This window comes from Microbacterium sp. JZ37, from assembly GCF_035188445.1.
In the GTDB taxonomy this organism is placed as follows: domain Bacteria; phylum Actinomycetota; class Actinomycetes; order Actinomycetales; family Microbacteriaceae; genus Microbacterium; species Microbacterium barkeri.
In genome coordinates this window covers 1,268,969-1,281,944 of record NZ_CP045253.1, presented here as the reverse complement: position 1 = coordinate 1,281,944, position 12,976 = coordinate 1,268,969, and the positions used below count along the sequence as shown (strand labels likewise).

At 71.2% G+C, this 12,976-nt stretch carries 9 protein-coding genes; 6 read left to right on the top strand and 3 right to left on the bottom strand.

Annotation, left to right across the window (positions count from 1 at the left end):
• Window positions 1–19: 19 nt before the first annotated feature.
• The gene (metG, locus tag GC092_RS05625; protein WP_324014373.1) at window positions 20–1,597 is read right to left on the bottom strand and encodes a methionine--tRNA ligase; all 1,578 of its coding nucleotides are present in this window, start codon (window positions 1,595–1,597) and stop codon (window positions 20–22) included.
• 42 nt (window positions 1,598–1,639) lie between these two features.
• On the bottom strand, window positions 1,640–2,653 hold the full coding sequence (locus GC092_RS05620) for a LacI family DNA-binding transcriptional regulator (RefSeq protein ID WP_324014372.1): 1,014 nt from the start codon (window positions 2,651–2,653) through the stop codon (window positions 1,640–1,642).
• A 139-nt stretch (window positions 2,654–2,792) separates the two neighbouring features.
• Here GC092_RS05620 and GC092_RS05615 point away from each other — a divergent pair, with 139 nt between their 5' ends.
• The 5 genes from GC092_RS05615 (at window position 2,793) to GC092_RS05595 (ending at window position 10,696) form a co-directional block, all read left to right on the top strand.
• Window positions 2,793–4,796, top strand: coding sequence for a beta-galactosidase (locus tag GC092_RS05615; RefSeq protein ID WP_324014371.1), 2,004 nt, complete (start codon window positions 2,793–2,795; stop codon window positions 4,794–4,796).
• Window positions 4,797–4,899: 103 nt separating this feature from the next.
• Entirely contained in the window at window positions 4,900–6,129 is a 1,230-nt protein-coding gene (locus tag GC092_RS05610; protein WP_324014370.1) for a sugar ABC transporter substrate-binding protein, read from the top strand.
• Window positions 6,130–6,187: 58 nt separating this feature from the next.
• Window positions 6,188–7,786, top strand: coding sequence for an ABC transporter permease subunit (locus GC092_RS05605; protein WP_324014369.1), 1,599 nt, complete (start codon window positions 6,188–6,190; stop codon window positions 7,784–7,786).
• The gene (locus GC092_RS05600) at window positions 7,783–8,682 is read left to right on the top strand and encodes a sugar ABC transporter permease (RefSeq protein WP_324014368.1); all 900 of its coding nucleotides are present in this window, start codon (window positions 7,783–7,785) and stop codon (window positions 8,680–8,682) included. The genes GC092_RS05605 and GC092_RS05600 overlap by 4 nt, the downstream gene beginning before the upstream one ends.
• 58 nt (window positions 8,683–8,740) lie before the next feature.
• On the top strand, window positions 8,741–10,696 hold the full coding sequence (locus GC092_RS05595; protein ID WP_324014367.1) for a glycosyl hydrolase 53 family protein: 1,956 nt from the start codon (window positions 8,741–8,743) through the stop codon (window positions 10,694–10,696).
• A 6-nt stretch (window positions 10,697–10,702) separates the two neighbouring features.
• Here the strand turns inward: GC092_RS05595 and GC092_RS05590 are convergent, their stop codons facing one another.
• Window positions 10,703–11,563, bottom strand: a complete 861-nt coding sequence (locus GC092_RS05590; protein WP_324014366.1) for a LysR family transcriptional regulator — start codon at window positions 11,561–11,563, stop codon at window positions 10,703–10,705.
• Window positions 11,564–11,633: 70 nt separating this feature from the next.
• Here GC092_RS05590 and GC092_RS05585 point away from each other — a divergent pair, with 70 nt between their 5' ends.
• The gene (locus GC092_RS05585; protein WP_324014365.1) at window positions 11,634–12,965 is read left to right on the top strand and encodes an FAD-binding protein; all 1,332 of its coding nucleotides are present in this window, start codon (window positions 11,634–11,636) and stop codon (window positions 12,963–12,965) included.
• Window positions 12,966–12,976: the final 11 nt, after the last annotated feature.

Sequence of the window (12,976 nt, the reverse complement as noted above, 5' to 3'; positions counted from 1 at the left end):
GCCATCCCCCTCGATCGGATCACTCCGGCTGCTCGACCCGCGGGAAGAGCGGCTGGAGCGTGGACGTCGCCGTGCCGGCGGGGATGCCGCCCCACGCGCCGGCCTCGCGCACGGGCTGCTCGACGAGCGCACCCAGGGCGCTCTCGACGCCCAGTGCGTCCCAGAGCTTGCCGGTGGCCTGCGGCATCACGGGCGAGAGCAGCACGGCGAGCGCGCGCAGCCCCTCGGCGCACGTGTAGAGCACGGTCGCCAGGCGGTCGCGCTGCGCGTCGTCCTTCGCGAGCGCCCACGGCTCGTTCTCGGTGATGTAGCCGTTGAGCTCGTCGACGATCGTCCAGATCGAGCGGATGGCCTCGTCGATGCGGAAGCGGCCGATCGCCGCATCGGCCTTCCGAGCCGCTTCCGCGACGGTCCGCTGGATCGCGAGGTCGCCATCCGCGTACTCCGCGGGAGCGGGGACGACGCCGTCGAAGTACTTGCCGATCATGGCGATGGTCCGCGATGCGAGGTTGCCGAACCCGTTCGCGAGCTCCGCCTGGTACCGCGCAGACAGGTCCTCCCAGGAGAACGAGCCGTCCTGGCCGAACGAGATCGCCGACAGGAAGTAGAACCGGTACGCGTCGGAGCCGAAGACGTCGGTGATCGCGTTGGGCGCGATGCCCGTGAGCTTCGACTTCGACATCTTCTCGCCGCCCACGAGCAGCCAGCCGTGCGCGAAGACGTTCTCGGGCACCTCGATGCCCGCGGCCATCAGCATCGCCGGCCAGATCACGGCATGGAACCGGAGGATGTCCTTGCCCACGACGTGGTGCGCGGGCCAGCGGCGCGCGAAGTTGTCGGGGTCGGAGCCGTACCCCACCGCGGTCGCGTAGTTGAGGAGGGCGTCGACCCACACGTAGATGACGTGCGACTCGTCCCACGGGACGGTGATGCCCCAGTCGAACGTCGAGCGCGAGATGGAGAGGTCCTTCAGGCCCTGCTGCACGAAGGCGACGACCTCGTTGCGCGCGGATTCGGGCTGGACGAAGTCGGGGCGCTCCCGGTAGAGCTCGAGGAGGCGGTCCTGGAACTCGCTGAGCTTGAAGAAGTAGTTCTTCTCCTGCAGCAGCTCGAGCGGCTTCGAGTGGATCGCGCACACCTTGAGCCCCTCGAACGGCCCGGTGCCGTCGACGATCTCGCTGTCGGGCTTGAACTCCTCGCACCCGACGCAGTAGAGCGCCTCGTACTCGCCCGCGTAGATGTAGCCGCGGTCGTACACCGCCTGCAGGAACAGCTGGACGCTCTTCTCGTGACGCTCCTGCGTCGTGCGGATGAAGTCGTCGTTGGCGACATCCAGCGTCCGCAGAAGCGGCTGCCACGACTCCGCCACGAGCTTGTCGACCCATTCCTGCGGGGTCGCGCCGTTCGCGGCGGCGGCGCGGATCATCTTCTGGCCGTGCTCGTCGGTGCCCGTCAGCATCCAGGTGTCGTCACCGGCCTGGCGGTGCCAGCGCGCGAGCGTGTCCACCGCCACGGTCGTGTACCCGTGCCCGATGTGCGGGACATCGCTCGGATAGTAGATCGGCGTGGTGATGTAGAAGGAACGGTCGGAAGTCACCAGGAGAGTCTATTCCGGGCCGCGCGTGCTCCGCGCCGAGCGTTACGCGCTCTCGCGCACGACGAGCGACGCCGGGAGCATGAGATCGCGGCCCGGGCTCCCCGCCACGACGTCGAGCAGCAGGGCGACCATCTCCTCGCTGATCCGGGCCCACGGCTGACGCATCGTCGTGAGCGGCGGATCGTGGGTCTCGGCGAGGCCCGAATCGTCGAACCCCGCAACCGCGATGTCGTCGGGCACGCGCAGCCCCTCGCGGCGCAACGTCGCGACCGCACCGGCGGCCATCCCATCCGAGGCCGCGAAGACCGCGTCGATATCGCGCCCGCGTGCGAGCAGGCGCGCCATCGCGCGCGAGCCGGACTCGCGCGAGTAGTCCCCGCGCTCGACGAGCTCGGCGTCGTAGTCGCCGCCCATCTCCTCGCGGAACCCGGCGAGACGGAACCGGCCGCCCGGCGTGTCGTCGGGCCCCGCGATATGCGCGATGCGACGGTGCCCGCGGGAGCGCAGGTAGGCCGTCATCTCGCGCGCGGCGCGCGCCTCGTCGATGCCGACCGACGGGACGAGCCCCTCGAGGCCGAGCGGGACGCCCGTGCTGACGATCGGGATGCCGGCCTCGTGCATGCGGCCGAGGAAGGGGTCGGATGCATGGCTCGACACGAGGAGCACACCGTCGACGTGCCCCGCGCGCACGTACTCGAGCACGTTCGCCTTCTCGGCATCGGTTCCCGCCACGAGGAGCACGAGGGTCATCGACCGCTTCGAGAGGGACTCGGCAGCGCCGCGCAGCAGCAGGCCGAAGGTCGGGTCCTCGAACAGCAGGTGGTGCTCCTCGGTCAGGAGGAAGGCGAGCGATCCGGAGCGGCCCGTCGCCAGGCTGCGCGCGTGGTGATTCGCCGTGTAGCCCGTCCGCCGAATGGCGTCCTCGACCGCGGCACGCGCGTCGGGCGAGACCCAGTGCCCTCCGTTGATGACGCGGGAGACCGTGCCGCGCGAGACGCCCGCGACCGCCGCGACGTCGCGGATCGTCGGCTTGCGCGCGGGCGGCGTCTGCTCCATGGATCAAGACTCTAGCGCGGGCCGCGGGTGTGACTGGGACCGGTCACAGTTCGATAACGGATGGGCGATCGCCTTGGCGCTCCGACGACGCCGCGCCACACTGGGACCGGTCACAGTCTCTCGACCCGATGGAGCGTCCATGCCCGACCAGACCCCCCTGCGCGCCCTGCCCGGCATCGCCTTCGGCGGCGACTACAACCCCGAGCAGTGGCCGCGCGAGACGTGGCAGGAGGACGTCCGCCTGATGCGCGAGGCGGGCGTCAACCTCGTGAGCGTGGGGATCTTCTCGTGGGCTCTGCTCGAGACCGCCGAGGGCGAGTTCGACTTCGCCTGGCTCGACGAGGTGATCGACCTCCTCCACGCGAACGGCATCGCCGTCGACCTCGGCACGCCGACCGCCTCACCGCCCGCCTGGTTCTTCGCCGCGCACCCCGACGCGCGCGTCGTCACACGAGACGGCACCGTCATGGGCTTCGGATCGCGCGGGATGGCGTCCCACTCCTCCCCCGCCTACCGGGAGGCGATCGTCCGCATCGCGAGCGCGCTCGCCGACCGCTACGGCGATCACCCCGCCGTCGTGCTGTGGCACGTGCACAACGAGTACGGCGTCCCGGTCGGCGAGGACTACTCGGAGCATTCCGTGCGCGCCTTCCGCGGATGGCTGCGCGAGCGCTACGGGTCACTCGACGCTCTCAATGCCGCATGGGGCACGGCGTTCTGGGGCCAGCACTACACGGCCTGGGAGCACATCGGCGCCCCGGCCGCGGCGCCGTCGGTCGTCAATCCCGCACAGCGCCTCGACTTCCAGCGCTTCACCGACCATCAGCTCCGCGCGTGCTTCATCGCCGAGCGCGACGCGATCCGCGCCCGCGCCCCGCAGCCGATCACGACGAACTTCATGGCGAACCAGAGCTGGACGACCGACCTGTGGGCGTGGGCCAGGGACGTCGACGTCGTATCCGACGACCACTATCTGTGGGCGGCCGACGAGGACGCGCACATCGGGCTCTCGATCGCCGCCGATCTCTCCCGGTCGGTCGGCGGAGGGAAGCCGTGGATCCTCATGGAGCACTCGACGTCGGCCGTGAACTGGCAGCCGCGCAACATCGCGAAGCGTCCCGGGGAGATGGCCCGCAACTCGCTGACGCACGTCGCACGCGGCTCGGACGCCGTGCTCTTCTTCCAGTGGCGCGCGGGACGCTCGGGCGCCGAGAAGTTCCATTCGGCGATGCTCCCCCACGCCGGCACCGACTCGCGCGTCTGGCGCGAGGTGGTTGCGCTCGGTGAGGGGCTCTCCCGGCTCGACGCGGTCGTCGGATCGCGCGTCGAGGCCGACGTCGCCGTCCTGTGGGACTTCGAGTCGTTCTGGGCGCAGGACCTCGAATGGCGCCCGACCGAGGACCTCTCCCACCAGGAGCGCGTGCGCGCGTTCTACGAGCGTCTCTGGCGGGACGGCGTCACGGTCGACTTCGCGCTCCCTGGCCACGACCTGTCGCGCTACCGGCTCGTCGTCGCACCCGCGCAGTACCTGCTCACGGCGGCAGACGCCGCGAACCTCACCCGGTATGTCGAAGGCGGCGGAACGCTCGTCGTCTCGTACTTCTCGGCGGTCGTCGACGAGAACGACGCCGTCCACCCCGGTGGGTTCCTCGCTCCCCTCCGCGACGCCCTCGGCGTCGACGTCGAGGAGCACCTGCCGCTGCGCGAGGGCGCTGCTGCCGCGGTCGAATGGAGCGACGGCGCCCTGCTGGGCGCCGACCACTGGCAGGAGAGCCTCCGTCTGCACGGCGCCGACGTCGTCGGCGCCTACGCCGAGGGCCCCGCGGCGGGAGGCGCCGCCATCACACGTCACAGGCACGGCGCCGGAACGGGGTGGTACATCTCCACGCGCCTGGACGCGGAGGGGCTGCGCGCCGTCCTGTCCGACGTGTACGCCGATGCGGGGGTCGTCCCGTCGTCGACTCCGGATGGCCTCGAGGTCGTCCGGCGCCGCGCCGACGATCGCACGTTCCTCTTCGCGATCAACCACCGCGACGACGACGTCACCATCGACGCCGTCGGCCGCGAGCTGCTCACCGGCGCCACGGCGTCCGGATCCCTCGTCGTCCCCGCCGGGGGCGTCGCCGTCATCGAGACCGGCTGACCCGCCCTCCGGGGCACCCCGGGGCCGCCCGGCCCGACCGATCCACCACCACCAGGTCGTGACGACGCGACCGCATCGCACGACCATCGAGAAGGAGACAATCATGCGCACGCAGATCGCATTCGCCGGCATCGCCGCCGCGTCGGCACTGCTGCTGGCCGGCTGCTCCGGCAGCGCCCCCGAGACGGCCGAGGAGCCGGCCGACGAGGGCTCGACCGCCGAGCTCGTCGTGTGGACCGACGAGGAGCGCGAGGACGCGATCGCCGCGGCCGCCGAGCAGTTCGAGGCCGACACGGGAGCGACCGTCACGCTCGTCCAGAAGAACTTCGAGGACCTGCGCAACGACTTCATCGCGCAGGTGCCCACGGGCGAGGGGCCTGACATCACGGTCGGCGCGCACGACTGGCTCGGGGCGCTCGTCACCGCCGGCGTCGTCGACACGATCGATCTCGGCGACGCGACGGGCGACTTCGAGCAGGTCGCGCTCGACGCGATGACCTACGACGGCCAGCTCTACGCGCTGCCGTACTCGCTCGAGACGGTCGCGCTCATTCAGAACGTCGACATGGTGGGCCCCGACGCCCCGGCGACCTGGGACGAGCTCGTGTCGATGGCGCAGGAGGCCGGGGCCGAGCGCCCGATCGCGGTCAACACGGCCGGCGAGACGGGCGACGCATACACGATGTACGGGCTGCAGACCTCGTTCGGCGCGCCGGTGTTCGTCCAGGACGAGACCGGCTCGTACACGGCCGAGATCGGCATGGGCGGCGCGAACGGCGAGGCGTTCGCGCAGTGGCTCCACGAGAACGGGTCGGCTGGCACGGGCTACATCTCGACCACGGTCGACTACGACATCAACAACGAGCTGTTCAACAGCGGCACGGCGCCCTTCACGATCCAGGGACCGTGGGCGATGAGCGCCTATGCCGACGTCCCGAACGTCGCGGTGCACCCCATCCCGTCGGCCGGCGGCGAGACCGCGGCGCCCTTCGTGGGCGTGCAGGGCTTCTACCTCAGCTCGCAGAGCGAGAACGCGCTGCTCGCTCAGGAGTTCCTCGTGAACTACCTCGCGAAGGAGGACGCGCAGCGTGCCCTCTACGAGGCCGACCCGCGCATTCCCGCGTTCACGGCGCTCGCCGATGAGGTCGCCTCCGACCCCGTCATCGCGGGATTCCTCGCCTCGTCGCAGAACGGCGTGCCGATGCCGAGCATCCCCGAGATGGGCTCGGTGTGGGACCTCTGGAACGCGGCCGAGGTGCAGATCATCGGCGGCGCCGACCCAGGAGCGACCTGGAAGCAGATGGTCGCCGACCTCGAGGCCGAGCTGGGCTGACCGGCTGCGCCGGGGCGGGCGGACGCGCGCCCCGGCGTTCCGGCGGAAGGAAGACGGAATGACGGATGTGACGACCGCCCCTGCGCGGCGCGGCGAATCGCACGCGCGCGGCTGGCGCGGGCTCGGATGGGGCTTCGTCGTGAAGCTCGTGCTCATGGGGATCGTCAACGCGCTCGGCATCGCGGTCGCGCTGTCGGCGTGGCAGGCGGAGTCGTGGATCGTGCTCGGCGCGTCTCTCGTGCTGCTCGCGATCGCGGACGCGGTGTACTTCTCACGACGGGCTCTGCCGCTCAAGTACCTGCTTCCCGGGCTCGTGTTCCTCGCCGTCTTCCAGGTGTTCGTGCTCGGCTACACGGCCTACGTCGCGTTCACGAACTACGGCACCGGGCATGCGGGCTCGATGGAGCAGGCCGTCGACGCGGCGCTCATCCAGGACGAGCGGCGGGATCCCGATTCTCCGTCCTATCCCCTCGCGGTCGTCGAGCAGGACGGCGAGCTCGGCTTCGCGATCGTCGACGAGGACGGCGTCGTGCGGGCCGGGACCGCCGACCAGCCGCTGGAGGCCGTCGCGGGCGCACGCACCGGCGGATCAGGCGCCCCCGAGACCGTGCCGGGGTGGGCGGTCGTGCCGCGCGCGGACATCCTCACCGACCCCGATCTGCAGGAGCGCGTCGCGAGCCTGCGCGTCCCCGTCTCGGACGAGGCGGAAGACGGCTCGCTCCGCACCCGCGAGGGCACGACCGGCGCGGTCTACACCTCGGGCCTCGAATGGGATGCCGCCGCGCGGACCTTCACCGACACAGAGACCGGGGTCGTCTACGCGGCGTCCGATGACGGCCGCTTCGTCGCCGAGGACGGGTCGGCTCTCCCGACCGGCTGGTACGTCAACGTCGGGTTCGACAACTTCGTGCGCGCCGTGACGGATCAGAGCCTCGCCGGGCCGCTCCTCCAGGTCGCGGCGTGGACGTTCGCGTTCGCCATTCTGACCGTGCTCACGAGCTTCGGCCTCGGGCTCCTTTTCGCTCTCATCTACAACGACCCCCGTGTCCGCGGCCGAAAGGTCCTCCGGACGCTCATGATCCTCCCGTACGCGTTCCCCGCATTCATGTCCGCGCTCCTCTGGCGGGGCATGCTGAACTCCGAGTTCGGCGTCGTCAACGACCTGCTCTTCCTCGGCGCCGACATCGCCTGGCTGGGCGATCCCCTGCTCGCCAAGGCCGCCGTCCTCTGGGTGAACCTCTGGCTCAGCTACCCCTACTGGTTCCTCGTGTGCACGGGCGCGCTCCAGGCGCTCCCCAGTGACACGCTCGAGGCCGCCACGATCGACGGGGCCGGACGCTGGCGCCGATTCCGATCCATCATCCTGCCGCAGCTGCTCGTGTCGACGGCACCGCTCGCGATCTCGTCGTTCGCGTTCAACTTCAACAACTTCACGATCATCTACATGCTCACCGAAGGCGGCCCCGCGTTCCTCGGCAACTCGGGACTGGGCGAGACCGACATCCTCATCTCCGCGATCTACCGGATCTCCGGCGTTGCGGGCGGATCAGCCGACTACGGCCTCGCGAGCGCCCTCTCGATCGTCGTGTTCATCGTCATCGGCGTGATCTCGGCGCTCGCCTTCCGACAGACCCGCAAGCTCGAGGAGTTCCAGTGAGCACTGTCACCGAACGCATCACGTCCGCTACCCCGGGGCGTCGCACCGCACGTCGCTCCCGCTGGTGGGCCGAGGTGGGCTGGAAGTACCCGGTCGCGGCGGTCATCCTCGTCTACGCGATGTTCCCGCTGCTCTACATCGTCTCGGCGTCGGTGAACCCGCGGGGAAGCCTCGCCGGGTCGAGCGCAATGTTCTCGGCGGTGAGCGCCGACAACTACGCCGCGCTCGCCGAGACGCGCTTCTGGACCTGGATGCTCAACACCCTCTACGTCGGCGGCGTCGCCGCGATCGGCGCGGTGCTCATGGGCGCAGCCGCAGCGTACGCCTTCTCGCGCTTCCGCTTCGCGGGACGGCGCGCGGGCCTCACGAGCCTCCTCATCATCCAGATGTTCCCGCAGACCGTCGCGTTCGTCGCGGTGTTCCTCCTGCTGCTCGCGCTCGGCGAGGTCGTGCCGGCCCTCGGAATCAACTCGCGCCTCGCGCTCATCTGCGTCTATCTGGGTGGCGCGCTCGGCGCGAACACCTTCCTCATGTACGGGTTCTTCAACTCGATCCCGATCGAGCTCGACGAGTCGGCCAAGATCGACGGCGCCTCGCACGCGCAGATCTTCTGGCGCATCATCATGCCGCTCGTGACGCCCGTGCTCGCCGTCGTCGCGCTGCTGGCCTTCATCTCGGCGTTCGGCGACTTCATCCTCGCGAAGATCGTCCTGACCAGCGAGGACAACTGGACCCTCGCCGTGGGCATGTACCAGTGGGTCTCGAACCAGCTCACGTCGCGCTGGGGCATCTTCGCCGCGGGCTCCGTGCTCGCATCGATCCCGGTCCTCGTGCTTTTCCTGTCGCTCCAGCGCTACATCGTCGGCGGCCTCACCGCGGGCTCCGTGAAGGGCTGAGCGCGCGCATCGAGTCGAAACCGATCCTCCATCCATCCACCCGCACGAAGGAGTGCCCATGCCATCCCCCATCCGAGCGGCCATCGCGACGGCCGCGGCCGTCTCCCTCGCCCTCATGGCGTCGCCCGCGCATGCCGATGACGCGAGCATCGACATCTCGCTGCCCGCCGTCGACGGCCTGTCGGCCGACTTCATGACCGGCGTCGACGTCTCCTCCGTCCTCTCGCTCGAGGAGTCCGGGGTCGTGTTCCGCGACGACACCGGCGCGCCGGCCGACCTGTTCCACGTGCTCGCCGACCACGGCGTCACCGACGCGCGGGTCCGGGTGTGGAACGACCCCTTCGACGCCGAGGGACGCGGATACGGCGGCGGGAACGTCGACGTCGCACGCGCGATCGAGATCGGCGAGCGCGCGACCGACGCGGGGCTCGGCGTGACGGTCGACTTCCACTACTCCGACTTCTGGGCCGATCCGGGCAAGCAGCAGGCGCCGAAGGCGTGGGAGGGACTGACGGCTGCCCAGACCGCGGATGCGGTGCACGACTTCACCGCCGACGCGCTCGCGCGCTTCGCGGATGCAGGCGTCGATGTGCGGATGGTGCAGGTCGGCAACGAGACGAACAACGGCGTCGCCGGCGTCACGGGCTGGGACGGGATGGCGGAGGTGTTCCGGGCCGGGTCGGCGGCAGTCCGCGAGACGCTCCCTGACGCGCTCGTGGCCGTGCACTTCACGAATCCCGAGACGCCCGGGCGCTACGCGGGCTACGCCGCGGAGCTCGCCGCCCGCGGCGTCGACTACGACGTGTTCGCATCGTCGTACTACCCGTACTGGCACGGCACGATCGCGAACCTCACCGATGTGCTCTCGCACGTCGCGGAGGTGCACGACAAGAAGGTCGCGGTCGTCGAGACCTCCTGGGCCTACACGCTCGAGGACGGCGACGGCCATGGCAACACGATCGACCTCGCAAGCGAGGCCACGGCGTATCCCGTCAGCCCTCAGGGCCAGGCGACGGCGTTCCGCGACGTCGTGCAGGCGGTCGCCGATGTCGGCGATGCGGGGATCGGCGTGTTCTCGTGGGAGCCAGCGTGGCTCCCCGTCGGCCCTCCGGAGCAGCTCGAAGCGAACCGCCTCCTCTGGGAGCGCGACGGCTCGGGGTGGGCGACGAGCTACGCAGGCGCGTACGACCCCGCGGACGCGGGTCGCTGGTTCGGCGGGTCGGCCGTCGACAACCAGGCGCTGTTCGCGTTCGACGGCACTCCCCTGCCGTCGCTGCGGATGTTCGAGTACGTCCGCACCGGAGCGCAGGGGCCGCGCGTCGTGACCGGCGTCGAGACGGTCGCGCTCGAGATAGAGGAGGGCGAGGACGCCGCGCTGCCGGAGACCGTCACGGTCTCGTACAGCGACGGCACGACAGAGGATCAGCCCGTGGTCTGGGATGCTGTCGAGATCGACGGGCCCGGTGTCTACACGGTGGCGGGGCGCACGTCGGCCGGCCACGAGACGTCCGCGACGATCGAGGTCCTCGCCCGCTCGCACCTCCCCGGCGGCGGCTTCGAGGGAGACGGGGCTGCGCTGTGGACGCTCGCCGGCGACGGCGGCTCGATCGGATGGCAGGCCGACGCCTCGGCAGGGACGAATGCGCTCCATGTGTGGCTCGACCGCGACTTCACGGGTTCGGCGACCCAGGTCGTGACGGGTCTCGAGCCTGGCCGCTACGTCGCGACGGCGACGTCGCAGGGCGGCGGCACGCTGCCCGGCGACACGGTGACCCTCCGCGTCACGGCGTCGCCGACGCACCTGCCGGCGACCGCGGCTGACCGGGCGGCGCAGGCGCAGACGCGCACCGCGGAGGCGCTGCTCGCGTTCGACGGATGGCGCGCGTACGCCACCTCAGAGACCGACGCCGTGCGCGTGCAGCGTGGGCAGGAGGTCACGGTCGAGATCGCGTGGGAGCTGTCGGCCGGCGCGTGGGGAACGGTCGACGAGGTGCGTCTCGTGAAGGTCGGCTGAGGCGGCTCAGCGCGCGGCGGCGTCCGCGTCGCCGCGCGCTGCCGCCTCGGCGAGCGCAGCGACCTGCGCCGTGAGCCGCCCGGTGCGCCAGCAGAGCACCCAGCTCACGGGCGGCGCCGATGACTCGAATGGGATCATCCTCAGGCTCGGCCGCGCGAAGTAGTCCGCCGCGTGCGCGGCCAGAGGGCAGACGCCCTCGCCCGCGGCGATCATCGTCAGGAGGTCGAGGAGCGTCGCGGCCGTGCGATCCGGCTCGCGCCGGTACGGCGCAGCGCGGCGGCCCGCGCGGAACACCGTCTCCCCTTCGAGATCGGCCAGGGTCACGGTCTCGCGCTTCGCGAGACGGTGACCGTGCGCGACCGCGAGCACGACCGGCTCGCGCAGCACCTCCGGTCCCTCGACGAAGCCGTCCTCGTCGATGGGCCCGTTCGTGACGACCACGTCCACCTCCCCCGTTCGCAGGAGGTCGAGCGGATCGGCGAACCCCGTCTCCCGGAACGCGAGATCGACGGCGGGGCGGCGCGCGCGGAAGCGGTCGAACAGGTCCGCCGCCAGCTCGGCGACCGCCGGTGCCTCGAGTCCGACGACGAGCCTCCCGGCGACTCCGCGGCCGGCGGCCATCGCGTCTGCCACAGCGCGCTCGATGCGCTCGTGGCCTTCGCGCACCTCGGCGTGCAGTGCCGCGCCCACCGGGGTGAGCGCGACGCGCCGGCTGGTGCGCTCGAACAGGGCGACGCCCAGCCGACGCTCGAGACCCGCGATCGTCTGACTCACCCTGGCCTGGGAGATGAGCAGGCGCTCCCCCGTCCGTCCGAAGTGGAGTTCCTCGGCGAGCGTGAGGAAGACCTCGATCTCGCGCCGTTCCATAAGGCTCACGTTATCAGTCGATGCCGGATCCGTCGTTGTTCGCAGGTTCCGCCGAGCCGAGGGTGGAGTCATGACCGAATTCCTCTTCCCCTCGGATCCCCGCTTCGACGCCGAGTGCGTCGGATACAACCTCTCTGTCACCCATCGCCCCGACCTCGTCGTGCCCGCCTCGACCGTCGAGGATGTCATCGACGGCGTCCGCTTCGCGGCGGAGCGCGGTCTCGGCATCGCCGTCCAGGCGACCGGGCACGGCCCGTCGCTTCCCGCCGACGGCGGCGTGCTCATCCGCACGTCGGGCCTGGATGCCGTCGAGATCGATCCCGTCCGCCGCATCGCGCGCGTGGGAGCAGGCGTCCGCGGCGGCGACCTCGTCCGGGCGGCGGCCGCGCACGGACTGGCTCCCGTGAACGGCTCATCTCCCGAGGTGGGGGTGATCGGATACCACCTGGGCGGGGGCGTCGGCATCCTCGGCCGAGCCCTCGGCTGGGCGGTCGATCACGTGCGGGCGCTGGACGTCGTCACGGCCGACGGCGCTGTGCGCCGTGCGAGCGCGACCGAGGAACCCGAGCTGTTCTGGGCGCTGCGGGGCGCGGGACGCGGGACCCTCGGCGTCGTCGTCGGCATGGAGGTCGCGCTGCATCCGATCAGCCGGCTGTACGGCGGCGGGATGCACTTCGCCGCCGAGGACGTCGAGCGCGCGCTGAGGGCGTGGGCGGAGTGGACGCAGACTGTTCCGGAGGCCATGGGAACCTCCGCGCTCCTGATCCGGATGCCCGACCTGCCGCAGCTCCCCGACGCCCTGCGCGGCCGCTCGGTCCTGCACCTCCGCTTCGCGTTCACCGGGAGCGCCGACGAAGGCGCGCGGCTCGTCCAGCCTTTCCGCGACCTGGACCCGGCGACGGACACGGTGGCCGAGATGCCGTACGCCGAGGTCGGGTCCATCCACGCCGAGCCGACCGCTCCGGTCCCCTTCCACGGCCGCAACACCGTGCTCGCCTCGCTCGATCCGGCCGCCATCAGCACGCTCCTGCGGCACGCCGGGCCCGAGGCGGCCGCCCCGTACCTCGTCGAGCTCCGGCTCCTGGGCGGCGCCCTCGCTCGGCCCGCCGCCGTGCCGAGCGCGATCGGGAGGCGAGACGGCGCCTTCGTCCTGTATGCGGGCGGTGCGGCACACGGCGATGGAGCGCCCGCCCTCGGGTCCGCGCTCGCCGGACTCATCGGCGACATGTCGCCATGGAGCACGGGCGGCGTGCTCGCCAGCTTCCTCTCGGGCCCCGGGGTGACGCGCGCCGAGCTCGCCACGGCCTACCTGCCGGAGGACACCGCTCGCGTGGAGCGGATCAAGCGGGCAGTCGACCCGCACGACCTGTTCCGCGCACACCACGGGCGCGCGGACGGCTGAGCCCGCGGGCG